The 25,814-nt window shown below is 69.5% G+C and carries 19 protein-coding genes; 5 read left to right on the top strand and 14 right to left on the bottom strand.

The window, feature by feature from the left end; translation table 11 throughout:
• Nucleotides 1–11 precede the first annotated feature (11 nt).
• From OG219_RS42390 to OG219_RS42375, 4 genes are read right to left on the bottom strand one after another with little or no spacing between them, the layout of a single operon-like run.
• Nucleotides 12–1,247, bottom strand: a complete 1,236-nt coding sequence (locus OG219_RS42390; RefSeq protein WP_266835823.1) for a glycosyl hydrolase — start codon at nucleotides 1,245–1,247, stop codon at nucleotides 12–14.
• 33 nt (nucleotides 1,248–1,280) lie between these two features.
• Nucleotides 1,281–2,192, bottom strand: coding sequence for a carbohydrate ABC transporter permease (locus OG219_RS42385; RefSeq protein ID WP_266835822.1), 912 nt, complete (start codon nucleotides 2,190–2,192; stop codon nucleotides 1,281–1,283).
• Complete coding sequence (locus tag OG219_RS42380) at nucleotides 2,189–3,121, bottom strand: carbohydrate ABC transporter permease (RefSeq protein WP_266835821.1); 933 nt, start codon at nucleotides 3,119–3,121, stop codon at nucleotides 2,189–2,191. The genes OG219_RS42385 and OG219_RS42380 overlap by 4 nt, the downstream gene beginning before the upstream one ends.
• A gap of 6 nt (nucleotides 3,122–3,127) precedes the next feature.
• The gene (locus OG219_RS42375; protein ID WP_266835820.1) at nucleotides 3,128–4,417 is read right to left on the bottom strand and encodes an ABC transporter substrate-binding protein; all 1,290 of its coding nucleotides are present in this window, start codon (nucleotides 4,415–4,417) and stop codon (nucleotides 3,128–3,130) included.
• 247 nt (nucleotides 4,418–4,664) lie between these two features.
• Here OG219_RS42375 and OG219_RS42370 point away from each other — a divergent pair, with 247 nt between their 5' ends.
• The gene (locus OG219_RS42370; RefSeq protein WP_266835819.1) at nucleotides 4,665–5,708 is read left to right on the top strand and encodes a LacI family DNA-binding transcriptional regulator; all 1,044 of its coding nucleotides are present in this window, start codon (nucleotides 4,665–4,667) and stop codon (nucleotides 5,706–5,708) included.
• A gap of 44 nt (nucleotides 5,709–5,752) precedes the next feature.
• Here OG219_RS42370 and OG219_RS42365 read toward each other — a convergent pair whose 3' ends face one another.
• Nucleotides 5,753–8,092: an alpha-L-fucosidase gene (locus OG219_RS42365; protein ID WP_266835818.1), complete on the bottom strand. Its 2,340-nt coding sequence runs from the start codon at nucleotides 8,090–8,092 to the stop codon at nucleotides 5,753–5,755.
• 247 nt (nucleotides 8,093–8,339) lie between these two features.
• On the opposite strand from OG219_RS42365, the gene OG219_RS42360 reads away from it, so the two are divergent.
• Entirely contained in the window at nucleotides 8,340–9,680 is a 1,341-nt protein-coding gene (locus OG219_RS42360) for an amidase (protein ID WP_266835817.1), read from the top strand.
• 1 nt (nucleotide 9,681) lies between these two features.
• Here the strand turns inward: OG219_RS42360 and OG219_RS42355 are convergent, their stop codons facing one another.
• Complete coding sequence (locus tag OG219_RS42355) at nucleotides 9,682–10,164, bottom strand: GNAT family N-acetyltransferase (RefSeq protein ID WP_266835816.1); 483 nt, start codon at nucleotides 10,162–10,164, stop codon at nucleotides 9,682–9,684.
• Nucleotides 10,165–10,243: 79 nt separating this feature from the next.
• Nucleotides 10,244–10,417 (bottom strand): hypothetical protein, encoded by a 174-nt coding sequence (locus OG219_RS42350; protein WP_266835815.1) that lies wholly within the window; start codon nucleotides 10,415–10,417, stop codon nucleotides 10,244–10,246.
• A 491-nt stretch (nucleotides 10,418–10,908) separates the two neighbouring features.
• On the opposite strand from OG219_RS42350, the gene OG219_RS42345 reads away from it, so the two are divergent.
• From OG219_RS42345 to OG219_RS42335, 3 genes are all read left to right on the top strand, one after another.
• The gene (locus OG219_RS42345) at nucleotides 10,909–11,490 is read left to right on the top strand and encodes an HD domain-containing protein (RefSeq protein WP_266835814.1); all 582 of its coding nucleotides are present in this window, start codon (nucleotides 10,909–10,911) and stop codon (nucleotides 11,488–11,490) included.
• 120 nt (nucleotides 11,491–11,610) lie between these two features.
• Entirely contained in the window at nucleotides 11,611–12,444 is an 834-nt protein-coding gene (locus OG219_RS42340) for an SDR family oxidoreductase (protein ID WP_266835813.1), read from the top strand.
• A 17-nt stretch (nucleotides 12,445–12,461) separates the two neighbouring features.
• Nucleotides 12,462–14,075 (top strand): serine hydrolase, encoded by a 1,614-nt coding sequence (locus OG219_RS42335; RefSeq protein ID WP_266835812.1) that lies wholly within the window; start codon nucleotides 12,462–12,464, stop codon nucleotides 14,073–14,075.
• Nucleotides 14,076–14,088: 13 nt separating this feature from the next.
• Here the strand turns inward: OG219_RS42335 and OG219_RS42330 are convergent, their stop codons facing one another.
• The 7 genes from OG219_RS42330 to OG219_RS42300 form a co-directional block, all read right to left on the bottom strand.
• The gene (locus OG219_RS42330) at nucleotides 14,089–15,585 is read right to left on the bottom strand and encodes an SDR family NAD(P)-dependent oxidoreductase (RefSeq protein ID WP_266835811.1); all 1,497 of its coding nucleotides are present in this window, start codon (nucleotides 15,583–15,585) and stop codon (nucleotides 14,089–14,091) included.
• Nucleotides 15,586–15,744: 159 nt separating this feature from the next.
• Nucleotides 15,745–17,088, bottom strand: coding sequence for a wax ester/triacylglycerol synthase family O-acyltransferase (locus OG219_RS42325; RefSeq protein ID WP_266835810.1), 1,344 nt, complete (start codon nucleotides 17,086–17,088; stop codon nucleotides 15,745–15,747).
• Nucleotides 17,089–17,245: 157 nt separating this feature from the next.
• Nucleotides 17,246–19,564, bottom strand: coding sequence for a GH92 family glycosyl hydrolase (locus tag OG219_RS42320; RefSeq protein ID WP_266835809.1), 2,319 nt, complete (start codon nucleotides 19,562–19,564; stop codon nucleotides 17,246–17,248).
• A gap of 60 nt (nucleotides 19,565–19,624) precedes the next feature.
• The gene (locus tag OG219_RS42315) at nucleotides 19,625–22,225 is read right to left on the bottom strand and encodes a PA14 domain-containing protein (protein WP_266835808.1); all 2,601 of its coding nucleotides are present in this window, start codon (nucleotides 22,223–22,225) and stop codon (nucleotides 19,625–19,627) included.
• Nucleotides 22,226–22,399: 174 nt separating this feature from the next.
• Nucleotides 22,400–23,620 carry a glucose-1-phosphate adenylyltransferase gene (gene glgC, locus OG219_RS42310; protein WP_266835807.1) on the bottom strand — a complete coding sequence of 407 codons (1,221 nt, stop codon included), beginning with the start codon at nucleotides 23,618–23,620 and terminating at the stop codon, nucleotides 22,400–22,402.
• 82 nt (nucleotides 23,621–23,702) lie between these two features.
• A complete protein-coding gene (glgA, locus tag OG219_RS42305) occupies nucleotides 23,703–24,854 on the bottom strand; it encodes a glycogen synthase (protein WP_266835806.1) in 1,152 nt (383 codons plus the stop codon).
• Nucleotides 24,855–24,975: 121 nt separating this feature from the next.
• On the bottom strand, nucleotides 24,976–25,710 hold the full coding sequence (locus OG219_RS42300) for a (2Fe-2S)-binding protein (RefSeq protein ID WP_266835805.1): 735 nt from the start codon (nucleotides 25,708–25,710) through the stop codon (nucleotides 24,976–24,978).
• Between the last annotated feature and the right edge of the window lie 104 nt (nucleotides 25,711–25,814).

Here is a 25,814-nt window from a genome sequence, read left to right as displayed (position 1 = left end):
GTGGGGACGGGCTACTCGGTGACCTGATCGGGTGTGACGACTTCGGTGATGCCACGGGCCGCGAGGTGTTCCTTGTCGTCGGCGCGGCTCGCGAGAACGGTGGTGGGGCGGACTCCGTCGGCGGTCAGCCGGGCGAAGGCCTCGAAGACCTGCCCACCCGGAGCACAGGCCGAACGGCCGTCCGGAGTGGTCTGTACCACCAGGGCCGTGGTCCGGGGTTCGGGTGCGTACACGCGCCGCTCCTCGATGATCCGCGCGATGGCGTGACCGGCGGGCTTGACCTGCCTGCCGTTGGTCAACAGGCCGAGGCTGTACTCGAGTTCGGGAAAGTCGGCGAGGTCGCGGCTGACGTCGTGCGAGCACCACCAGGTGACGCCCCAGACGTCGGTGCAGTCGAGGGCGTTCGCGACGGTCGCCTCGGTGAAAGCGGCCGCGTGCCCGGCCGGGATCAGCGGGGCGGGCGCGCCGACCTCCTGGAGCCAGACCGGGCGGCTCGGGTCGTCCGCCCATGCCTTGGACAGTTCGATGAGGTACGCGGCGTGATGTTCGGTGGCGACGCCCGTCCGGCCGTGGCGCTGGGCCGTGCCGTTGAACACCCAGGAGTGCACGGCGGTGACCGCGCCCAGCCGGGCCGAGTGCTCGGGCGTGAACGGCTGGTCGTCCTGGTACCAGGCGGCGTCGTACGAGGCGTGCAGATGCAGCTTGCCGGGTGCGCCCTCCTCGCAGGCGGCGAGCAGCCGCTGGAGCCATGCCCCTGCCTGGTCCGGCGTGATCCGGTCCGGGTCGGGATGCGGTCCCGCGGCGAACTGGTTGACCTCGTTGCCGATCGTCATGCCGATGAAGTTCGGCCGGTCGGCGAGCGCGGCGGCGAGCACCCGCAGGTACTCCGCTTCGCCCTCGACCACGTCCGGGTCGGTGAAGATGTTCCGCCGGTGCCAGGTCTGCGTCCACGCGGGCAGGAAGTCGAAGCTCGACAAGTGCCCTTGCAGACCGTCCACGTTGACGTCGAGCCCGCGTTCGGCTGCGGCGTCGGCGAGCGCGACGAGCTGCTCCACGGCGCGCGGGCGGATCAGGGTGCGGTTCGGCTGGAAGTAGGGCCACAGCGGGAAGACGCGGATGTGGTCGAGGCCGAGCGCGGCGATCGAGTCCAGGTCGGCGCGGACGGCGTCGAGGTCGAAGTCGAGCCAGTGGTGGAACCACCCTTCGCTAGGGGTGTAGTTGACGCCGAAGCGCACGACAGCAGGCATGCAGGATCCTTGCCAGTCAGGTGTATGGGGAGGTCAGCCCTTGACCGCGCCCTCGCCCACTCCCCGGAAGAAGTACCGCTGGAGACAGGCGAAGAGGATGATCAGCGGCGCCACGGCGATGATCGTGCCCGCGGCGACGAGCCGTTCGTCGTTGGCGAAGGTGCCGTGCAGATAGTTGAGGCCGATGGTCAGGGTGAACTTCGACGTGTCGCTGAGCACGATGAGCGGCCACAGGAAGTCGTCCCAGGCGCCCATGAAGGCGAAGATCGCGACGACGGCGAGCGTGCCCTTCACCGACGGCAGCGCGATCCGCAGGAACCGCTGCCAGGCGTTGGCCCCGTCGACGTAGGCGGCCTCCTCGATCTCGTAGGGGAGGTTGAGGAAGGCGTTGCGCATCAGCAGGACGTTCATCGAGCTGATGCAGGCGGGCAGCACCACACCGATCAGCGTGTTGTTCAGGCCGAGTTCCCGCATGGTGGTGAACTGGGCGATGATGATGCTCTCCGCGGGGACCAGCATCGCGAGGATGAAGACGAGGGTGGCCACCCGCCGCCCGCGGTAGCGCAGCCGGGCCAGGGCGTAGCCCGCGAGGGCCGAACCGACGCAGTTCGTCACGACGTTGGCGGCCGCGACCTTCAGCGAGTTGAAGGCGTAGTCCCAGACGGGGATGGTGTCGGCGACCCGCTCGTAGTTGTGGAGAGTCGGGTCGCTCGGCAGGAACTTGGGCGGCGAGGTGTAGATGTCCTCGGTCGGGCCCTTGAGCGAGGTGGACAGCTGCCACACGAAGGGCCCGACGGTGAGGGCGAGCACGGCGAGCAGCAGCAGGTAGCGCAGGGCGAGTTCCCAGGCGCGTACGCGGCGGCCCTGCTCGTCGGTGACACGACGGCGGGGCTTTCCCGGGGCTTCCGGTCGCTCGACCGGACGCGCCTTCTCCAGCACACTCACGCGTCCTCCTTCCGGTCGGCGCGCAGCACGAGCAGCATCAGCACGACGGTGACGGCGAAGACGACGACGGAGATGGCGGAGGCGTAGCCGACGCGGCCGGTCAGGCCGGTGCCGGTGCGCTGGACGAGCATGACGAGGGTGGTGTCCTCGCCCGCCGGGCCGCCGTCGGGCCCGGCCATCAGATAGACCTCGGAGAACACCTTGAAGGCGGAGACCGAGGAGAGCGCGCCGACCAGCACCATCGTGGAACGGACGGCGGGCACGGTGACCGTGAAGAAGCGGCGCACCGCGCCCGCGCCGTCCACCATCGCGGCTTCATGCAGCTCGCGCGGCACATTGGCGAGCGCGGCCAGATAAATGATCATGTAGTAGCCGAGGCCCCTCCAGACCGTGACGGCCATGGCGCTCAGCAGGAGCAGCCACTGGTCGCTGAGGAAGCCGACCTTGCCGACCCCGATCGTCTCCAACAGCGAGTTCACCAGGCCGCGTTCGTCCAGGAGCCACACCCAGATGAGCCCGACCACGACGATCGACGCGACGACCGGGGTGTAGAACGCCGACCGGAAGAAGGCCATGCCGGGGATGTTCTTCTGGACCAGCAGGGCGAGCAGCAGCGGCAGCAGGACGAGCGCGGGGACGACCCCGACGACGTACAGCGTGCTGTTGCGCAGCCCGATCCAGAACATGTCGTCGTGCAACAGCTCGCGGAAGTTGGCCAGGCCCACGAACTCGCCGGGGATCAGGGTCCGGCGGTCGGTGAAGGAGTTGACCAGCGTGGAGACGAACGGGTACAGGATGAAGACGCCTACGACCAGGAATCCGGGGGCGGCGAACAGCCAGGGACTGATGGGCAGTTGGCGCCGCACCCGCACGGCAGGGGGCCGCTTGCCGCGTCGGACTCCGGCGGAGACGGTGGAGGAACTCGCCATGTCCGGTCAGCCCTGCTGTTCGAGCAGCTTGTTGCAAGCCTCGACAGCGTTGTCAAGAGCTTCCTTCGGGCTCTCCTTGCCCTGGAGCGCCTTGGCGACCTCGTTGCGCAGCTCGGTCTTCATCTGGTCGCTGAACAGGACCGGCGTGTAATTCACCGCGTTCTTCAGGGACTTGGCGGCCGCCACCCGCACGCGCGTCACGTCGGTCCCGTCCTCCTTGGTGAAGTACGGGTCGTCCAGCGATCCCGCGGTGCTCGGGAAGATCGCGACCTGCTTGGCGAAGGACATCTGGTTCTGCGCGTCGGTGACGAAGTGCGCGAAGGCGACCGCGGCCGGGGTGTGCTTGGTCCGGGAGTTCACCATCACCCCCATCACGTACATGTTCACGTTGCCGGTGCTGGTGATCTGGTCCGTGATGCCGATGTTCTTGTAGAGGTTCGGCGCCTGCTTCTTGAAGTTCTCGAGGTCCAGGGCGCTGCCCGGGTTCATGGCGACGGCCCCGGTGAGGAACTTCTTGCCGGAGGACTCCGGAGTCGCGGTCAGCGCCTGCGAGTCCAGCGCCTTCGCGTCGTACAACTCCTTGTACTTGGTGAGGAGTTCGATCCCCTTGGTGTCGTTGAAGGAGAAAGCGTCGCCCTCCTTGTTCATCAGCTCGACGCCGTAGCGGCCGAAGTCCTCGATGGTGGGCACGTTGGCGAGGGTCGCGACCTTGCCGTCGCTCTTCTCCGCCAGCTCCAGGGCGTCGCTGAAGAGTTCGTCGTACGTCGTCGGCGGCTTCGAGGCGTCGAGCCCGGCCTCCTCGAAGAGTGACTTGTTGTAGAAGAGCGGGCCCGTGTTGAGGTACCAGGGGAATGCGTAGGTCCCGGTCATGCCCGGTATCTGGTGGCTGGCCCAAGCGCCCTCCAGGTAATCCGACTTGTACTTCGAGGCGGCTTTGTCGAGGTCGAGCGCGAGGCCGGCCTTGGCGAGCGGCGCGACGAGGTCGGGCGAGACGTTCACGACGTCGGGCAGGGTGCCGCCGGCCGCGTCCGCGCTGATCTTGTCGGGGTAACCCTCGGCGGGCTGGTCGACCCACTTCACGTGCGCGTCCGGGTACTTCTTCTCGAAGTCTGCGATCACGCCCTCGAAGTACGGCTTGAAGTTGGCCTGAAGGTTCCAGGTCTGGAAGGTGATGTCGCCCTCGACCTTGCCGGAGGCGTCCGTGGAGCCGCTCCCTTCGTCCCCGGAGCCGCAGGCGCTCAGCGGCAGGACGAGGGCGATGGCGGCAGCGGCGAGTGCTCTGCGAGGCTTGCGCACGGTGACCGGGCTCCTTTGCGGCGGGTTGGCGAACAGTGCCGGGGCAGACCTTGCAGGCAACTCGCGGGGCGAGTCAATGGATTCGGTCGAACTAAATTCATTAGTCATCCAACATGGCTGGTCAGAGACGTGTGGTCAGCCTCTTGCCATCGATCACTAATGCGCTTTAGATTGCATCAGCTCAAGCGCATTAGTACACGGCCACGGATGACGCCGGAAGAAGATCTCGAAAGAACGGGGAGCAAGGGTGCCAGCCAAGCGGTCTCCGGCGCGCCGGCCGACGATGAAGGACATCGCCCAGCGCGCCGGAGTCTCCGAGAGTGCGGTCTCCTTCGCGCTCAACGACCGGCCCGGGGTCTCCGAGATCACCCGCGACCGGGTGCGCCGGGTCGCGGAACAGCTGGGCTGGCGGCCGAGTACGGCGGCCCGCGCGCTGTCCGGGGAGGGCGCGGCCACGGTCGGCTTCGTGCTGGCGCGGCCCGCGGACACCCTCGGCGTCGACTCCTTCTTCCTCCAGCTCGTCTCCGGGATCCAGGAGGTGCTGGCGGAGCGTCATCTCGGCCTGCTCTTCCAGGTGGTGGAGGACGTGGCCGCCGAGTGCGCGGTCTACCGGCGCTGGTGGGCCGAGCACCGCGTGGACGGAGTGCTCGTCGTCGACCCGCGCGTCGACGATCCGCGTCCGGACCTGCTCGACGAGCTGGGCCTGCCCGCCGTGGTCATCGGCGGCGTACCGGACGCCCGGCACCCCGGGCTTTCCATCGTCTGGGCCGACGACGCGGCCGCGATGGCCGCGCTCGTCGACGAGCTGTACGCGCTCGGCCACCGCCGGATCGTGCACATCGCGGGCCTTCCCGGGCTCGCCCACACCGAGCGCCGGATCCGTACGCTGCGCGCCGAGGCCGAGCGCCGGGGACTGGCCGAGGTGCGCTCCGTGCCCACGGACTACTCGGACGCGGAGAGCGCGGCCGTCACCCGCCGCGTCCTGGAGGGCGGCACACCGCCGACCGCGCTGGTCTACGACAACGACGTGATGGCCGTCGCCGGAGTCGCCGCCGCCACCGAACTGGGCTTCTCCGTGCCGGGCGACGTCTCGGTGGTGGCCTGGGAGGACTCCGCGCTGTGCCGCATGGTCAAGCCGTGGCTGTCCGCGCTCTCCCGCGACACCGTCGAGTTCGGACGCACGGCCGCACAGGAGCTGACGGCGCTCCTTGACGGCGGTCCGGCCAGGACGGTGCAGGTGCCGGTGCCGCGGCTGATCGAGCGGGACAGTACGGGGCCACGCGGGGCATGAAGGGGGTGGGCGTCAGGTACGACGCCCACCTCCGGCCGCGAAACTCAGCTCTGCCACGCCACCTTGAACACCCACACGTACTGCCCGGCCTTACGGGCGGCCTCCGGTACGTCGATCACCAGCGAACCGTTGCTCACCGTCCAGGTCAGCGGCCGGTGGTAACCGAGCATGGTGACCTTGTCCCCGCTGCGGATCGGTACCGGCGCCTCGACGGTCAGCTTGCTGCCGGGCGCGGTGAGCGAGTGGATGTAGAAGGCCTTGTTCTGCTTCACCGTGAAACGCAGATCCTCGCCGAGCTCCGCCATCCGCAACCAGTACGTCGTGTCGTAGATCGCCTCGCCGTTGGTCTTCAGCCACCGGCCGGTCTCACGCAGCCGGGTCTCCATGATCTCCGGGATGGTGCCGTCGGCACGCGGACCGATGTCGAGGAGGAAGTTGCCGTTCTTCGAGACGATGTCGACGAGGCTGTGCACGACCTCCTCGGTGGTCATGTAGGCCTCGTCGGGAGTCGCCTTGTTGTAGCCGTAGCTGCGCGGGTCGAGGCCACGGCTGGACTCCCACTTGGCGACGACCGTGTTGTCGTACGTCGTGTACTCGGGGGTCGTGAAGTCGTGGAAGCCGATCCCCGAGCGGTCGTTGACCGTCACCTCGTACGGCTTGGGCCTGTTCTTGCCGTGGTTGAAGTACTCGGCGAGCACCTCGATGCTGTCGTTCACGCCGCCGATGTCGCACCAGATCAGGGCCGGGTCGTAGCCGTGGATCAGTTCCAGCATCTGCGGGGCCTGATAGTCTTTCACATAGTCCTTGCCCGCGGTGTATCCGGTGTAGGGAAGCGGTTCCAGGGTGTACGGGTTCCGCGGGGCGTGGCCCATCCACGGGTTGTCGGGGTTGAACCACTCGGGCATCGAGAAGTACAGGCCGCGCTTGAGCTCCGGCGTGAACTGCTCGGAGGCGTCGAAGAGTTCGCGGATCAGGTCGCGCTTCGGGCCCATCTTCACGGAGTTGCGGTCGGCGAACTTGGTGTCCCACAGCGCGAAGCCCTCATGGTGCTTCGAGGTCAGGACGTGGTACTGCGCGCCCGCGTCCCGGAACAGCTCGACCCACGCCCGCGGGTCGAACCTCTCCGCCGTGAACATCGGGATGAAGTCGTCGTACGCGAAGTCCTCGCCGTACGTCTCCCGGTGGTAGGCGTACACCTCGTTGTCCGGGCTCTCCATGTGGTTCCAGTACCACTCGGCGTACTGCTTGCCGACCGGTGACCAGGCGGGCACCGAGTAGACGCCCCAGTGGATGAAGATGCCGAACTTGGCGCGGTGGAACCAGTACGGCGCCTGATGACCCGTCAGCGCCTCTTCGGTGGCCTGGTAGTCGGGTACGCCGAGGGTCAACTTGCGGCTGCTCGCTCCGACTTGCTCACCGCGCCCGCTGACGACCACCTTGCCGTCCTGAGCCGTTCCGGGTGTCGTGCCCACGCGGTTGCGGATGCCTACACGGACGCGCGCCTGCTCGCCGGGGTCGAGCCGTGTCACACGCGCGGGTTCGACGGTGCGGGCGCCCGGCACGTCGACGCCGACCGACACACGGTCACCGGCGAGGACGGCGACCGTGCCGGCGTTGACCACGGTGGCCTCCACGCTCTGGGCTCCGCTCGACTCCAGGAGGGAGAAGGTGGAGTGGGCGTCGCGCAGGGCCAACGCCCGCCCCTGGGCCGCAGGCTGGAGGGAGAGGGCGAAGACGTGCAGCGAGGCCTTGTTCTCCTCGGCGGGGTTGGTGGTGGGCAGAGTGAGGGCGACCGCCTCGCGCACCGGGTCGATCCAGACCTCGGCCACGCCGATGCCGACACGGTGCTCGTCCTTGCTGCCGTCAGGTGTGTAGCGGTACGCGGCCGACAGCGAGCCGCCCGCCGAGTACCAGTCCGAACCGCCGAGCCCCGCGGTCGTCGTGGAGCCGTCCGCGTAGTGCACGGTGGCGCTGCCCGACGGGTTGCCGTAGCTGCCCGCCGTGAGGAACAGGGCCGACAGGTAGCTCCCTTTGGGCAGTTCGATGCGTTGGCCGAGGGCGACCACGTTGTTCTTGGCGCCCGCCTCGGCGGACGGGAAGACAAAGGCGATGCCGTCCACCTCGACCGGGCCCGCCGGGAGTTCCTCGCCCGGGAACGTGTAGCCCGAGCCGTCGAAGTTCCCGCCACGAGCGGCGACGGTGTCGATGGCATCGTTGTCGAAGTAGGCGTCGAGCGGCACGGGTACCGGGTCGGGGACGGGCACCCACTCGCTCCGTCGCTCGTCCGCTGTCTGCGCCGCGGCCGTGCCCGCGAGCGGAAGAGTGGCGGCTGCGGCGACCACGGCCGCGGCTCCCAGCACCTGACGTCTTGGATACGTACTCATGGGGCGGCTCCCAATCATCGGATGTCTGATGATTGAGCTGCCACCAAAACCTGTCAATGGGGCGTGCAGCGAAGAAAGTTGGGCGAGTGATCGGATGATCTCCGGTGCGGTCGAGGGTACGCGTCACCTTCCGCGTGAAGCCCCGGAAGACTGCTCCGGAGTTCCGAGGCCGCCGGCTCTCGACGGGACACCCCACCCCCGGGCAGAGTGCACCTCGTACTACTCACCAGTACGCAAGGGAGCACCCGTGACCACCTGGGTCGGCCGGACCGCCGCCGAGATCGCCGCAGCCGTACGCGAGAAGCGGGTCACGCCTCGCGAGGTGGTGGCCGAACACCTCGCCCGGATCGAGCTGCTCGACACCCGCGTCGGCGCCTTCCGAACGCTGCGGGCGGAGGCTGCACTCGCCGAGGCCGACGAGCTGGCCACCCGGGATCTCGGCGGGCTCCCCCTCGCGGGTGTGCCCGTGGCCGTCAAGGACAACCTCCCGGTACGCGGCGAGTCCAACCGCAACGGAACCGCCGCCTCCTCCGACACTCCCGCCGACCACGACCATGTCACCGTGGCCCGGCTGCGCGCGGCGGGCGCGGTGGTCGTAGGTCTGACGAACGTGCCCGAGCTCTGCGTCTTCGGCACCACCGACGGCGTGCACGGCATCGCCCGCAACCCGTGGGACACCTCGCGCACGGCGGGCGGCTCCTCCGGCGGCAGCGCGGCCGCGGTGGCCGCCGGGATGGTGCCGATCGCGCTCGGCAACGACGGGATGGGCTCGCTGCGCATACCGGCCGCCAACTGCGGTCTTGTCGGGCTGAAGCCGGGCCATGGCACGGTCCCGGCAGGCATCGGTCACGGCGACTGGTTCGGCATGTCGGAGAACGGGCCGCTCGCGACCACCGTCGAGGACGCGCGCCTGATGTTCGCGGTGCTGGCCGGCACGGAGGCTGTACGTCCGTCGGGGACGGAAGCCCGCAAAGTGGCCGTCTCCGTACGCAGCCCTCTGGTCGGCATACGGGTGACCCGTCCGTATACGGCCGCGGCCCGTGAGGCGGGAGAGCTGCTGGCCGGGGCAGGTCACCAGGTGCGGCGCGCCGACCCGCCGTACCCCCTCTCGCTGAGCACGACCTCGCTCGCGCACTGGACGGCGGGCACCGCCGTGGACGCCGAGGGCCTCGACCCGCGCCTGCTCACCCGGCGCACCCGCGTGCATGCCGCCGTGGGGCGCCGCTTCGTTAAGGGCGTTCGCAACGGCGACCACCGCGAACGGCTGCGCAAGCGCCTTGAGCCGTTCTTCGCCGAGCACGACGTGCTGATCACGCCGGCGCTGGCCCGGCGGGGTCCCGCCGCGGCGGCCTGGCACAAGCGGGGCTGGCTGCGCAATCTGCTGGTCAACACGAACTACTCGCCGCTGACTCCGCCGTGGAACCTCACCGGCTGGCCCGCGATGTCGGTGCCGTTCGGCACGCTGCCGGGCGGCGCGCCCTGCGCCGTGCAACTCGTCGGCCGCCCCGGTTCCGAGCTCGATCTCCTCGCCCTGGCCGGTCAGTTGGAGGAGCTGCACCCATGGCGGCGTACGGCGTCGATGGACTGAGTCACAGCGCGCGGTACATGATGTGCAGCCCCACCCGTCCGTGCCGGGGGTGCTCGTACGCGTCCGGCACGGTTCCCAGGACGGTGAAGCCGAGCGAAGTCCACAGGCCGACGGCCGGGTTGGTCTCGACGACGGCGTTGAACACCATGCCGCGGTAGCCGTCGGCCTTCGCTGCGGCCAGGACGTGCTCGGCGAGTGCGCGGCCGATGCCCCGTCCGCCGTGCTCGGGGTCGACCATGAATCCGGCGTTGGCGATCCGGTCGGCGGGGCCGCCGTAGTTGGGGGTGACGAAGGCCGAGCCGACGACGGTTCCGTCGGCGTCCTGGGCGACGTACACGCGCTTGCCCGGCGCCATCCACAGGGCGCGGGCCGCGTCCTCGGAGGTGTCCGGGTCCCAGGTGTAGGTCTCTCCGGCGGCGACGATCCGGTGCCAGAAAGGCCAGATCCGCGGCCAGTCGTCCGCTGCGGCTTCTCTGATCAGCATGGGCGTGAGTCTGGCACGCCCATGCTGTCAGGGTTCGCGATGGGTTCTGCCGGGGGGATCGCGATGGGTTCTGCCAGGGTCAGTCGACGCTGGGCAGGATGTGCGGCTCGGCGAGGTCGTCCTCGTAACCCGCCAGGCGGATCGGGGCCGACCGGGCCCACACGTCGAGGCTGCCGAGCGTCTTCTCGGGCCCACGGCCCGCGCGCTCCGTGCGTTCCTTGGGGCGCTGATCGCGATTCTTCTCCGGTGTCACCGCGCACTCCTTATGTGTCGGGTCACCCTTGGGACGCACAAGGCCGGTCGACAACCGGTCGCCTGACGTCCACTCGGGTGTGAGTCGAAGGCAGTTAGGGACGCGGTGGCGCCGGTAACTCATGTGAGAGCAGGCCGTGATGACCGGCTTGTCCCGTGACGGACCGTGGGTGTGGGTAGAACCCCGTGTCGCTGTCCGTCCGGTACAGACTACCCATATGAGCGGGTGCCCGCTCGATGGGGCTGAAAAATCGAGGTAACCGTCTCGCGTCAATCAGCATCCATCAGGCCCCGATCTGCGGCGATTTGAAACATTACGCCCTCTTTACCGCCACCCATTCGGCTCAATACCGACTGTGGGGGGAGGGATGCCGGAGGCCATCACGGTCACGGCTGAACACGGTGCGCAGTTCAGATCCCGTTGGCCGATTCGCAAGAACGTCATGATCTGCTGCTTCTCGGCAACGGCCTTTCTCGCGGGAGGACTGAAGCATGGAGCTGCGCAGCGTCGAGGAGCTGGTGGATCTGCTGCATGCCTGCCGGGGGGCCTGGGACACCCCGGACCGCAGTGGCGACCCGGTCGACCTGCACGATCACGCCCTGCAGACCGCCGCGCTGCTGCGCCGCGGGCATCCCGCCGACAAGGAACTCCAGGTGGCGGGCCTGGTGCACGACATCGGACACCTGCTCAGGCCGGGCGACGACGCCGGTCACGCCGACCTCGCCGCCGACGCGGCACGGCCGCTTCTCGGCGAACGGGTCTCCCACCTCGTACGACTGCATGTGCCGGCGAAGCGCTATCTGGCCACGGCCTCGCCGGGCCGCGGGCTGTCCGCGCAGAGCGCGCTGACCCTCACCGCGCAGGGCGGTGCGATGACACCTCGGGAGGCGGCCGCGTTCGAGCGCGATCCGCTCGCCGAGGACGCGGTCACGCTGCGGCAGGCGGACGACGCGGGCAAGGTGGTCGGCCTCGACGCCGGGGTCATGGAGGACTGGCGCACGGTGCTGGAACTCGTGGCGGCCCAGCACTCACGGCAGGGGGCGGGGTATCGGCCCACGGCTCGGGGCTGGTAACCGGTGGACGGCTGAGGGTTGTTGACCGGCCCACGGCTGAGGGCTGTTGACCGCCGGCCGGGAGATCTGACAGTCGGCCGAGGGCTGTTGGCTGACGGCCCGTCATGAGACCGTACGCGGATGACGTCGCCGTACGGTCTCGAAGGCAGGGCCGCCATCGTCACCGGGGCCTCGCGCGGGATCGGACTTGCCGTCGCCGAGGCGCTCGCCGGAGCGGGGGCGAGGGTGTGCGTGACCGCTCGGGATCCGGACGCGGTGGGCCTGGCCGCCGAGCGGCTCGGCGGCATCGGGCTCGCGGGTTCGGTCGCCGATCCCGCGCATCTGCGGGAGCTGACCGGGCTGACGCTGCGGGAGTTCGGGCGGATCGACGTCGTGGTGAACAACGCGGCGACGAACGAGCCGTACGGACCACTCATGGACGCCGACCCGGACCGCTGGCGTCAGGCGTTCGAGGTCAATGTCGGGGCAACCCTGCGGCTGGTGCAGTGCGCCTGGCGGGCGTGGATGCGCGAGCACGGCGGCACGGTCGTGAACGTCTGCACGGAGGGCGCGGGGCACGTCGGCCCCAACGTGGGCGCTTATGGCACGAGCAAGGCCGCTTTGCTGCACCTGACCCAGCAACTCGCGGGCGAGCTGGCCCCCAAGGTACGGGTCAACTCCGTCTCCCCCGGCCTCGTTCGTACGGAGATGGCCCGCTTCGTGTGGGAGCACGCCGAGGACGAGCTGGGGGCCGGCCTTCCGCTGGGCCGTATCGGGCGGCCCGAGGACATCGCGAGGGCGGTGGCATGGCTGGCCTCGGACGCGGCGGGCTGGATCACCGGTGCCGATCTGCTGGTCGACGGTGGGACCCGGGTCAGGGCCGCGTACACCGGCTCCCCCGGCCTCGCGGTGCACGAGCGGCTGCGGACACGGGCACCGGACGTCCAGGGGCCATCCGGCTCCGCAGGACAATGACCGCGACCGCGCGTTGAATGGTGAACATGGGTGTTCGGCGACAGGCGAGACCCCGGAGAAGGACGGCCCTGACCGCAGCGGCTGTGGCCTCCCTGCTGTCGGCGAGCTACGCGGCCTCCGGATCCGCCGCGGCATCGGATGCACCACCTCCTCAGCCGCCCCCACAGCTCACGCAGGCGAAGGTGGACGACGCCGTCGGAGCGCTCGACCACATCATCCAGGACGGCATGAAGAAGACCGGGGTCCCCGGCGTCGCCGTGGCCGTCGTCTACAAGGATCAGGTCGTCTACCTGGAGGGCTTCGGCGACCGTGAGGTCGGGGAGTCCGGAGCCGTCGACCCGGACACCGTCTTCGAGCTGGCGTCGCTGTCCAAGCCGCTGGCCTCGACCGTGGTCGCGGGCGCCGTCGGCGACAAGACCATCGGCTGGGACGACCCCGTGACCGGACAGCTGCCGCGCTTCGTGCTCAAGGACCCCTGGGTCACCGAGCACGTCACGGTCGCCGACCTCTTCTCGCACCGCAGCGGCCTGCCCGACCACTCCGGAGACCTCCTCGAAGACCTCGGCTACGACCGGACGTACATCCTGGAGCATCTGAAGTACGAGCCGCTCTCGCCGTTCCGCGCCAGTTACGCATACACCAACTTCGGAGTCACCGCCGCGGGCGAGGCGGTCGCGAACGCGAACGACACCACCTGGGAGAAGCTCGCCGAGGACGCGCTCTACGGCCCGGCCGGCATGAACGACACCAGCTCCCGCTTCACCGACTACGACCAGGCCGAGGACAAGGCAGCCACCCACGTAAAGGCCGCGGACGGCTCCTGGGAGGCCAAGTACGTCCGCGACGCCGACGCCCAGTCGCCCGCGGGCGGTGCGAGTTCCACGGCCCGCGACATGGCCATCTGGATGCGGCTGCAACTGGCGAACGGAAAGCTCGGCGGCGAGCAGATCATCCCCGCCGACCCGCTGGAGCGCACCCATCTCCCCGAGATCGTCAGCAGCCCGCCGCATGCCCCGGCGGGCCGCACCGGCTTCTACGGCCTTGGCTGGAACGTCAGTTACGACGACCAGGGCCGGCTGCGCCTGAGCCACTCCGGCGCCTTCGCACTCGGCGCGAACACCAACGTGTCGTTGCTGCCCGGCGAGGAACTCGGCATCACGGTGCTCACCAACGGAGTGCCCGTGGGGCTGGCCGACTCGGTCGCGCTCGACTTCTTCGACACCGCCCAGTACGGCAAGCCCACGACCGACTGGCTCACCCTGGCCGCACAGGTGTACCAGCAAGGAGAGGAGGCGGGCCGCTCCCCCACCGACTACACCAAGCCCCCCGAGGACGCGGCCGACGCCCAGCCCGACGACACGTACACGGGCACCTACGACAACGACTTCTACGGTCCGCTCACCGTCACGGCCGCGAAGAACGGCGACCTGACGATGAGCCTCGGCCCCAAGCCGACGACCTTCCGGCTCACGCACTTCGACGGCGACACGTTCAGCTTCGAGACGGTCGGCGAGAACGCGACCGGCCTGTCCGGCGTCACCTTCAACACCGACTCGGACGGCGCGAAGGCGGGGAAGGTGACGGTCGAGGCCTTCGACGAGAACGGCCTGGGCACCTTCACCCGCTCTTGAAACAGCGGTCAGGTCACCACTTGCCGGGCGCGTAGTCCTTCATGAACACGCCGTACAGGTCCTCGCCCTGCTCACCGCGGACGATCGGGTCGTACACGCGGGCCGCGCCGTCGATGAGGTCGAGCGGGGCGTGGAAGCCCGCGTCGGCGAGGCGCATCTTGTCGGGGTGGGGGCGTTCGTCCGTGATCCAGCCGGTGTCGACGGCGGTCATCAGGATACGGTCCTTCTCGAACATCTCCTGGGCGCTGGTGCGCGTGAGCATGTTCAGGGCGGCCTTGGCCATGTTGGTGTGCGGGTGGCCCGCGCCCTTGTAGCCGCGGTTGAAGACGCCCTCCATGGCGGAGACGTTCACGATGTACGTGCGGTTGGCGTCGGCTGCCGACATCGCCCCGCGCAGGCGGCTGATGAGGATGAACGGCGCGGTGGAGTTGCAGAGCTGGACCTCGAGGAGCTCGACCGGCGTGACCTCCTCGACGGACTGGATCCAGCTGTTGGTGTCGTGCAGGTCGGGGACGAGCCCGCCCGCGTCGATCGCCGTACCGGCCGCGATCCGCTCCAGGGACGCCGAGCCGGACACCAGCGCAAGGTCGGTGACTTCCTTCGCGGTCAGCGCGCCGCCCCCGGCGACCGGGAGTGCGGCCACGGCGCCGGAGCCGAAGGTGCCGATCACCTCGGCGGGCGGCAGCTCTCCGGTGGGCAGCGGGCCCGATTCGGCGGCGAGCAGCTCGCTGTAGGCGCCCGGTGAGCGGCGTACGGTCTGGGCCGCGTTGTTGATCAGGATGTCGAGCGGGCCCTCGGCGGCGACGGACTCGGCGAGCGCGACGACCTGGGCGGGGTCGCGCAGGTCGATGCCGACGATCTTCAGGCGGCCGATCCACTCGTCGCTGTCGGGCATGGCCTTGAAGCGGCGGATCGCGTCGTTCGGGAAGCGCGTGGTGATCGTGGTGTGCGCGCCGTCCCGCAGCAGCCGCAGCGCGATGTACATGCCGATCTTGGCGCGGCCGCCGGTGAGCAGCGCGCGCTTGCCGCTGAGGTCGGTGCGGGCGTCGCGGCGGGAGCGGTTCTCGGCCGCGCACTCCTGGCAGAGCTGGTGGTAGAAGTAGTCGACCTCGACGTACCGCTTCTTGCAGATGTAGCAGGAGCGCGGGCGCTGGAGTATCCCCGCGATCTCGCCGGCGTCGGTCACGGAGGAGGGCAGGATGCCCTCCGTCTCGTCGTCGATGCGCTGGGCGGAGCCGGTGGCCGTGGACTCGGTGACCGCCTTGTCGTGGGCGGTCTTGGCGGCCCGGCGGTCCTGGCGGCGGCGCTGCTTGACCGTCCGGTACACGCCCGCGGTGGCGCGGCGGACGGCGATGGCGTCGGGGTGGTCGACGTCGATCTTGTCGAGCTCGTCGAGCACGCTGAGGCAGACGGCCAGCCGCTCCGGGTCGATGCCGGGCCCGTATGACGCCTCCGCGACCTCTGCCGTGCCCACGGCGGGGGTCGCCGGGCTGTCCTCTGTCACCGTCATCGCCGTTGCCGTTCCTCGGGTTCCGCGCCGCGCTCGAACCGCGCTCGCTTTCGAAGGCGGAATTTTACGGAGCAATCGTGCGTGACACCAAACCCGCGATGATCACCGGTGTTCTCAGAGCCTGTGTCACATCCCCCGCCGGGGATGTGACACAGGCTCTCAGGGGGCGCAGGCGGCGTTCAGGGCCGCCACCTCCTCGGTCAGCGCGCGGGCCAGCACGTCGAGGTCCGGGACGGCCTTCGCGTCGGCCACGAGCCCGTAGTGGACCTGCCCACGGTACGTCGAGACGGCGACCGCGAGTGCTTGGCCGCGGGCCAGCGGGGCGAACGGGAACACTTCGGTGAGCGGGCAGCCGCCGAGTTTCAGGCCGAGGCTGGGCAGCGGCACGCTGGTGACGAGGATGTCGAAGAGCAGCCGGGCCGCCTGGCCGACGACGGGTCCGCCGATCCGGTGCCCGAGCGGCGGCACATGGTCGGCGAGCAGCGCGACGGCGCCCGCGCCCCGGTTGGGCCCGGCGTCCTTGTTGCGGTCCATGGCCGTACGGACCGAGCGCAGCCGTCCGAGCGGGTCCGGGTCGTCGACCGGAAGCCGTATCAAGTACCCGGAGAGCCGGTTGCCCTGCGGGTGCGCGGTGCGCGGGCGGCGCTTGGAAACGGGGATCAGCGCGCGGGGCGCGACGCCTTCGCTGCCGTCGCCGCGCTCGTCGAGCCAGCGGCGCAGGGCGCCCGCGACGACGGCGATCAGGACGTCGTTGACGGTGCCGCCGACGGTCTTGCGGACACGGTGCACGTCGTCGAGGTCGATGACCACGCCCGCGGTGCGGCGGGTGCCGGTGGGCTCCGAGGTCAGGGCGGGTGAGGACTGTACGCCCAGGGTCGCGCGTGCGACCGAGGCGCCGATGTCGAGGGCCCGGCCCACGTCGGAGAGGGTGCCGCGGACCAGGCCCGGCAGCTTGCGGACATCCGGGAAGAGTCCTCGGGGCGGCTCGGCGGGGCGCGGGCGGGGCTCCGGCAGGTCCATCGGGTCCATGATCGCGGCCGCGAGCATCAGCGCCCTCAGCCCGTCGGCCAGTGCGTGGTGGAACTTGAAGAGCACGGCGAAGGACACGCCGTCCTCGCCGGGCAGCACATGCGCCTCCCACGGCGGCCGGCCGCGCTCCAGCGGGCGTTCCATGAGCCGGCCGGCGTCCGCGTGGAAGTCGGCGGTCGGCGCGTGCAGCCGTACATGGTCGAGCGGCTCGAAGTCGGGCGCGGGCTCGCGGGTCGCCCCGCCGAAGGCGGGCGGGAAGGTGAGCGGGAAGGCCAGCGGCTGCCATACGTCACGGATCCGCATGCGCAGTCCGGGGACTCCGGCCGCGCGGGCCGCCAGCAGGTCGGCGGCGTGCGCGCCCGCGGTGGGTGAGTGGGCCGTAAAGACACCCAGGGCGCCGAGGTGCATGGGGTGCTGGGCGGACTCGATGTTCCAGAACGCCAGGTCGAGTGGTGCGAGCAGGTCGGAGGTCAAAGGCTTGCTCTCGCGTCGACGACGGGTGAGCAAGCAGTCAAACCCGGACAGGTGATTACGGTCAAGTACGATCAAGCTACGCTCAGTTAACAGCAGATTAAGTCCAGCTACCGGTCCCGCCCCCGCGGGAGGGGCGGGACCGGTGTGCCCTATGAGCTCAGTTCAGTGCCGGTGGGGCCGCCTCCGCGGACGTCCCCCACCCGGACGGCTCCGCGCCGACCGTGAATGCGAGCGAGCCGATGCCCCGGAGCGCGTCGGTCGTCAGGTACGTACGGCCGTACGAGGACCCGTTCACCTGGGCCGACTGGATGTACCGGTCACTGTCCGAGGTGCCCGGCGCGGTCACCGTCAGGGCGCCGCGCGGGTAGTAGCGCCGGTCGAGCGTGAGGTCGACCCGCTCGAATACGGGCGTCGACAGGCCCCAGGTGTCGTAGCCGGGCTGCACCGGGAAGATCCCGATCGACGACAGGACGTTCCAGGCGGACATCGTGCCCAGGTCGTCGTTGCCGGTCATTCCGGTCGGCGCGTCTGTGAACAGGGTCAACGCAGCATGCACCACGTCGGTCGTCTTCCACGGCTGACCGGTCGAGAGATAGGTGTACGGCGCGATCAGGTCGGGCTCGTTCTGCGGGTTGTACTTGTCCGCGTTGTAGTAGTCGTACGGGCCGTTGACCCACACCTCCCGCGCCGTCCTCGCCGGGTCCTGAAGGAGCTGCTCGTACGCGAAGAACGAGTCGAGCCGGTCGTTGGCCGCCTGCTTGCCGCCGATCAGGTCGACCATCCCCGGCAGGTCCTGCGGCACGAGCCACTGGTACTGCCAGGACGTGCCCTCATGGAATCCCTCGCTCTTGGCCGGGTCGGCCGGCCCCGTGAACGCCCCGGACGCATCACGCGCACGGAAGAATCCGGTCGAGCTGTCGTAGATCTTCCGGTAGTTCTCGGACCGGGCCGCGTACCGTGCCGCGTCGGCGTCATGTCCCAGATCCCGCGCCATCGCGCCGAGCATCGCGTCCGACAGGGCGTACTCCAAGGTCGCGGACGCACCGTGGTCGTAGTCGGAGTCGCCTGGCTTCGCGTGCGGGCGGTCCTTGATGTAGGGCACGTAGCCGTTCGCGATGTACTCCTTGTTGGCCTCGCGCCCCACCGCCGGGGAGTCGGCGGGCGGAACCCCGTCGGCGTTCTTCTTCAGCGCGCGGTACGCCCGCTCCTCATACCCCTTCAGCAGCCCCTGCTGGTAGGCATTGGTCAGGAACGGGGTGACCGGATCGCCGGTCATGATGTTCGTCTCGACCGTGCCGTACCCCCACTTGGGCAGCCAGCCGCTCTCCTCGTCGATCTTGATCACGGAGATCGCCATGTCCCGTGCCTCACGCGGTGCGAGCAGGGAGAGAAGCTGCGACTGGGTGCGATAGGTGTCCCACAGCGACCAGTTCTGGTAGTACGTGAACCCCTGCGCGCGGTGGATCTTCTGGTCCCAGCCGGTGTAGCGGCCGTCGGCGTCGCTGCCGATGTTGGGCGCGAGGAAGGACCGGTAGAGGGACGAGTAGAAGGTGCGGCGCAGGGTGTCGGTGCCTCCCTGGGCGCGTACGTCGTTCAGCCGGTCCTCCCAGGTGCGGTGGGCCGCGCCCCGGACGGTGTCGAACGAACGGCCGCCCTCGGAGCGGAGGTTGAGCGCCGCGCCTCGGGCATCCACGTAACTGAGCGCGGTGGTCGCCTCCACCGTGCGGTCCTTCGTCGTGTCGAAGCGGACGAAGGCGCCGTCACGCCCCGCCTGGGACCCGGTGGTGACCGTCTCGCCGTCCCAGGTGCCGTACGTGGTGAACGGCCGGTCGAAGCGGGTGATCGTGTACACGGTGTACGGCTTGGTGTCCTGGCAGAAGCCGCTGCCCGTGATCGCGGTGCGCACGGTCCGGTTGTCGAGGATCTCGACCTTGGTGGAGACCGTCCTGTGCAGCGACTGGCCCGCGTTGAGCAGGACGTTGGCCTTGTCCGTGGCCGGGAAGGTGTAGCGCTGCACACCGGTGCGGGCGGTGGCCGTCAACTCGGCGTCGATGCCTGTCTTGAGGCCGACCTTGTAATAGCCGGGGCTCGCGGATTCCGTGTCATGGCTGAACTCGGCCTCATACCGGCCGTAGTCCGTCTCGGTCACGTCACCGGTGGTCGGAAGGACGGGCAGGTCTCCGCCGAGTCCGCAGCCGACGCCCGAGAGATGGACGAGGGAGAAGCCGCGGATGTGGTTCTGGGAGTAGTCGTAGCCCGTGTTGTGCCCGGTGTCCGGGGAGAACTGCACCATACCGAAGGGCACGGCGGCACCGGGATACGTGTTGCCGTCGTTCTCCGTGCCGATGAACGGGTTGACCAGATCGGTGAGTGGGCCGGCGCTCGGTCCGGCGGCCTGGGCGGCGGGGGCGCCGAACAGCGCGGACGCCGCCACCGCCCCCACCACAATCAGGCGCAGGTGCCGGGCCCATCTCATGGGACTCGTATGGTTCGTGGGATTCATGGGACTCAAGGGGTGGCCTCCGTTGTCATGACGTCAGGGAGTCGGGCAGTTCGCCGGGGTCGCCCGGGACGCGTCACGGATCAGTGCCTCGTGTGCGGCCCTCAGGCGCTGGACGTCCGGCTTCATGACCTTGCGGTCGTAGGTCAGGAGCCCGTTGAGCTCACCCTCGACGTCCGAGATCTGCGTGTAGACGGCGCCGTTGGAGCCCTGGCAGGCCAGTTGGCGCACCTCGTCGAGCCGGGCCAGGTAGTCGTCCGTGTAGGTCGCCGGGTCCACGTCGACGTACGACTGCTGCACCGACCAGGCATGACCCGGTACCGCGAGCCCGAGGCCGCCGTACTCGCCGGTGACCAGCGCCCGTTTCCCGTCGGGGGCGGGCGGCAGCGCGGGGCTCGGATAGCCGTGCTCGTCCATGATGTCGCCGGTGCCGCCGTCGGCTCCCAGGTTGAGGCCCGACATGCTGTTCACCAGCCGTGTCGGGTCCCAGGACTTGGCCTGGTCCGCGATGCGGGCCTCGTCGTACTGCCCCCAGCCCTCGTTGAAGGTCACCCACATGACCACCGACGGGCTGCTGATGTGCTCGTCGATCAGCTGCTTCATCTCGCGCTCGTACTCGGCGCGGGCCGCGGCATCCGGGTTCACCCCGGCGGTCATCGCCGGCATGTCCTGCCAGACCAGCAGGCCTAGCCGGTCGGCCCAGTAGAACCAGCGGTCGGGCTCCACCTTGATGTGCTTGCGCACGGCGTTGAAGCCCAGCTCCTTGTGCGCCCTGAGGTCGTACGCCAGGGCCTCGTCCGTCGGCGCCGTGTGCAGGCCGTCCGGCCAGAAGCCCTGGTCCAGGGTGGCCATCATGAAGACGGGTTCGCCGTTGAGGACGGTGCGCGGGGTTCCGTCGATCTTCTCCACCGCGATCGAGCGCATACCGAAGTAGCTGCCGACACGATCGCCGCCGACGGTGACCCTGAGGTCGTAGAGGAAGGGGTCGTCCGGGGACCAGAGACGCGGATCGGCGATCTTCAGTGTCAGTGGCTGTCCGGTGCGGCCCCTCACCGTCGCGACCTTGTTCTTCCCGTCGTACGCGGTTGCCGTGACCGCAAGACCGTCCCGAACGCCCTTCGCCTCGATGGCGAGTTGGCCGTTCGCGACGTCGGGCGTGAGCTTGAGCGAGTCGACGTGGTCCGGCGCGACGGGCTCCATCCACACCGTCTGCCAGATGCCGGAGGACGGGGTGTACCAGATGCCGCTGGGGTCCAGGCGCTGCTTGCCGAGGGGAGGGTTCTCGCCGTTCGCCGAGTCGGTCGGGTCGTACACGCCGACGATGAGTTCCTGGGTGCGGCCGGGCTTAAGCGCGTCGGTGATGTCGGCGCTGAACTTGTCGTAGCCGCCCTGGTGTTCGGCGACCTTGACGCCGTTGACGTACACCTCGGACCGCCAGTCGACGGCGCCGAAGTTGAGCCGGAGCCGTTTGCCGGAACCCACCTTCCAGTCGGCGGGGACGGTGAAGGTGCGGCGGTACCACATTCGGTCCTCGTGCCGCTCGATGCCGGAGAGCTGGGATTCGACCGGGTACGGAACGAGGATCCGCTCACCCAGGTCCTTGCCGACCGGCGGCTCCTGTTCCGCCGTGGCCGGGGCGAACTGCCAGCGCCCGTTGAGGTTCCGCCAGGCGTCGCGGGTCAGTTGGGGCCTGGGGTACTCGGGGAGCGCGTTGTCCGGTCCGACCTCGTCGGCCCAGGGGGTGCGCAGTTCGTACGTGGAGTGGTTGGGGCCGCTGCTCCAGAAGGCGCCGATCACCTTGCCGGCGGTGGCGAGTCCGCCCTGGCCGTCGTAGCGGACGTCTGCGGTGCCGCGTGCGGTGCCGGTCTTGTTGCCCACGACGGGCTCTTTGAGCGTGACCAGGAGGGCCTTGGGGTCGGCGGGGTCCAACTCGGCCGCGCTCAACGGCCACTTGGCGCCGCCGATCACCGCTTCGAGGTGGTCGGTGACGGTGGCCGGGGGCGCGAGCAGGTCATAGGCGAAGTCGAGCCTGAGGGTGCGTCCGTCGGCCAGGACCGTGGTCGCGACGGCGCCGTCGTAGTCGTACCCGTCGGGCAGGCGGAACGCGGACTGCGGGACGGCGACCTTGCTGCCGCCGGGCTCGGTCCAGCGCAGGTGGAGGTTGGAGCCGCCGTAGTGCTCGAAGTACTCGAGCTTGAAGTCGTAGGCCTGGCCCGCCGTCAGGTCGACGGGTTCGGCGGTCTGTTCGCGGTCCCAGTCGTCGACCCAGTGGTCGATGGTGAGCTTGCCGTCGATCCAGAGACGGAAGCCGTTGTCGCCGATGACCGAGAACGTGGTGAGACCGGTCTTCTCGGGCACGATCTTTCCGGTCCACCGGACACTGACATCGTTGTCCTGGCCCGTGGCGGACTTCAGGCGGGATTCCAGGTTGTCGAAGTCGAGGTTGGGGTCGAAGCCGGTGGCCTTGAGCTCGTGGAAGTCGAAGGCGCCGGGGGCGGACTGGGTGTAGTAGTCGCCCTTCAGTCCGTGGATCTCCACGGGGTCGTCGGCCGCCGCGGGTACGGCGGTCAGGCCGGCGAGGCCGAGGGCCCCGGCGAGCAGTAACGCGAGTCGGTCTCTGAGTCGTCTGATGCGCACGGATCCTCCTCGTTGAGGACGGGTGTGGCGGCTCTTGCCCAGGCGGTACAACGTTGTCATCAACGGCAGTTGGCATGACAACATGGGAAACGTTTCCTGTCCAGGGACATGACAACGGACATGGCAACGGCCTTGGTGGGTGATCGTCCACCCACCAAGGCCGTTGCCACACTCCTACGACACGCGCTGGCCCTTCCCGAGCGCGATCACCCCGCCCTTGGAGACCGTGTAGAGCTCCGAATCCCGGTCCGGGTTGACGCCTATCGTCGCGCCCGGCGGCACCTCGACGTTCTTGTCGAGGACCGCGCCGCGCACCACCGCACCCCGCCCTATGTGGACGTTGTCGTGCAGGATCGAGCCCTGCACGACGGCCCCCGGGTCGACGACGACTCCCGGCGAGAGCACGGACCTGGTGACCTGCCCGCGGATCAGACAGCCGGCGCTGATGATCGACTCGCTGGCGATGCCACCGGCGTTGAATCTCGCCGGCGACAACTGCCCGGAGTGGGTGTAGATGGGCCAGCTGCGGTTGAAGAGGTTGAAGGCGGGGCGTTCGGCGATCAGGTCCATGTGGGCGTCGAAGTACGCGTCGAGGGTTCCGACATCGCGCCAGTAGCCCTGGTCCCGGGTGGTCTCGCCGGGCACGTGGTTGTCGCTGAAGTCGTAGAGCTGCGCCTCGCCCCGCTCGGTGAGCATGGGCAGGATGGAGCCGCCCATGTCGTGCACGGAGTGCTCGTCCTCGGCGTCCCGCTGGAGCGCCTCGATCAGGGCCTTGGTGGTGAAGATGTAGTTGCCCATCGAGGCGAAGACGGACTCGGGATCGTCCGGGAGGCCCGGCGGATCGGCGGGCTTCTCCAGGAAACCCTGCACCGTCTGGCTGTCGGAGCCCGGGCTGATGACGCCGAACTGCGAGGACTCGGTGCGCGGCACCCGTATGCCCGCCACGGTCACACCCGCGCCGCCCTCGATGTGCTGGGCGAGCATCTGCCGCGGGTCCATTCGGTAGACGTGGTCGGCGCCGAACACCGCTATGTAGTCGGGCCGTTCGTCGTGCACCAGGTTGAGGGACTGCAGGATCGCGTCCGCGCTGCCCAGGTACCAGCGCGGGCCGAGCCGCTGCTGGGCAGGGACGGGGGTGACGTAGTTGCCGAGCAGGCTCGACATCCGCCAGGTCGTGGTCACGTGCCGGTCCAGCGAGTGCGACTTGTACTGCGTCAGGACGCAGATGCGCAGGACGTCGGCGTTGACGAGGTTGGAGAGTACGAAGTCGACCAGGCGGTATGTGCCGCCGAAGGTGACCGCGGGTTTCGCGCGGTCCGCGGTGAGGGGCATGAGCCGTTTGCCCTCTCCACCCGCAAGTACGATTCCCAGCACCGAAGGTCCACCGCGCCGCATGCCGCCGCCCCTCTGAACACGGTCGAGCCAAACTCTCCTCGCGGAGCCTGGCCCCTGTTGCTGAACTGCGCCTGTCCGATGGTTACCCCGGTTTGAGGACTTCTTCGTACAACTGGACGGTCCGCCTGGCGACCGCGTCCCAGCCGAACTCCCGCACCGCGCGCTCCCGTCCGGCCTCACCCATGCGCCGGGCGGCCTCGGGGTCGGCGAGCACCGAGTCGAGGGCGCGTGCCAGATCGGCTTCGAGGTCCCCCTCGACCTCCACCAGGACGCCGGTCACACCGTCCTCGACGACCTCGGGAATCCCGCCGACCCGGGACGCCACGACGGCCGTTCCGCAGGCCATCGCCTCCAGGTTGACGATGCCGAGCGGTTCGTACACCGAGGGGCAGACGAACACGGCGGCGTGCGTGAGGAGTTGGATGACGTCCGGGCGGGGCAGCATCTGCGGGATCCAGTGCACTCCCTCGCGTACGCCGCTCAGTTCCTGGAAGAGGTCGCGGAACTCCCGGTCGATCTCCGGGGTGTCGGGGGCGCCCGCGCACAGCACCACCTGCACGGCGGGGTCGATGTCCCGTGCCGCGCGCAGGAGGTGGGGCACGCCCTTCTGGCGGGTGATGCGGCCGACGAAGAGGATGTACGGGCGGCCGGTGTCGAGGCCGATGCGGTCGAGGACGTCCGTACCGTGGTCCGGCCGGTAGAGGTCGGTGTCGATGCCGTTGTGTACGACTCGCACCTTGGCCGGGTCCAGGGCGGGATAGCAGGTGAGGATGTCCTCGCGCATGGCGCCGGAGACGGCGATGACGGCGTCGGCGGCCTCGATGGCGGTGCGCTCGGCCCAGCTGGAGAGGGCGTAGCCGCCGCCGAGCTGCTCGGCCTTCCAGGGGCGCAGCGGCTCCAGCGAGTGGGCGGTCATGACGTGCGGGATGCCGTACAGGAGCTTGCCGAAGTGGCCGGCGAGGTTGGCGTACCAGGTGTGCGAGTGGACGAGCTCGCGGCCTTCGAGGGCGGCGGCGATGGCAAGGTCGACGGAGAAGGTGCGCAGGGCGTCGTTGGCGCCGTCCAGCGCGGGCCAGGGGCGGTGGCGTACGACGCCGCTCCCGGCGCCCTCGCCCCAGCAGTGCACGTCCAGCTCGGTGAGGGCCCGCAACTCCCGGGCGAGGAACTCGACATGGACGCCCGCCCCGCCGTACACGTCCGGCGGGTACTCCCTGGTCAGCAGTCCAACTCGCACACAGAACCCCTGTCGTAGCGGCCGGTGCCCCTCATGGTCACTCACCTGGGGCGGTTGGGGAAGAGCACGGCTGTTCCCAACGAGGCTTTCCCGCTCCGGGGTTTCATGAACGCGGTTGCCGTCAATGCTCTGGCGGTCGGGTGAAGCAGCAGTCGCCGCAGAGTCCCCCTCCGGGGAGGCGGTAGTAGAGGCAGCAGCTGCGGCGGCGGAGCGTGCTGGGGTCGAGGGTGCCGGAGAGGTCGGGATGGGCGAAGAGGTCGGCGGCGAGCGCACGGGCCCGGTCACCCACCTCGGTGCGGCCGTTGGCCCGGGCCCAGCGGTCGAGCTGGCGCACGGCGCCTGCCAGCGCCGATCCCGCGTTGCCCCACAACAGACCTGCGGAGATGCGGTACCGGGAGCGCAGGACCGCCGCCAGGGGGTCCAGATGACCGGCCCGTACGACCTCGCCGATCGCCGCGGCGGGCAGCGGGCGCACCTCGGACAGCCACAGGTCGTCCGGAGCGCTGCCGTCCGGATCCCAGTGCAGCAGCCGTGGGTCGAGGTCGGGCAGCCGTCCGTACAGCGCGGCGGCGCCCAGCGCGACCGACCACAGGCGGGCGGCGAGAGCCTGGTGCGCCACGGAGACGGCGATCCGCAACTCGGGCGCATGAATACTCTGCGTAACCTTGTGGATACGAAAAGTTATCGGATCCGCGTAAACCCCTTTGTGGGTGTCGAGTCGGGGCGCCGTATACGACCGCGCGAGCGTGGGCAGCGGGCCTCGCGGGGGTACGCCGGTGCGTAGTACGAAGAAGCCGCCGAGCGGGCCGAGCGCCGCGAGTTGGGGGTCGAGGTCCACGAAGAGCAGTAGTACCAAGGCCCCTAGGGGATAGCACCAGCGGGTCCGCGTCCCGTGTCGCCCACCTTGGGTATGACAGAGGGCGATTCGTACTCCATCGGCAGTAGGACCCAATGACTGCT

This window comes from Streptomyces sp. NBC_00038, assembly GCF_026343635.1.
Lineage (GTDB): Bacteria > Actinomycetota > Actinomycetes > Streptomycetales > Streptomycetaceae > Streptomyces.
This window is presented reverse-complemented; position numbering and strand designations above follow the sequence as displayed.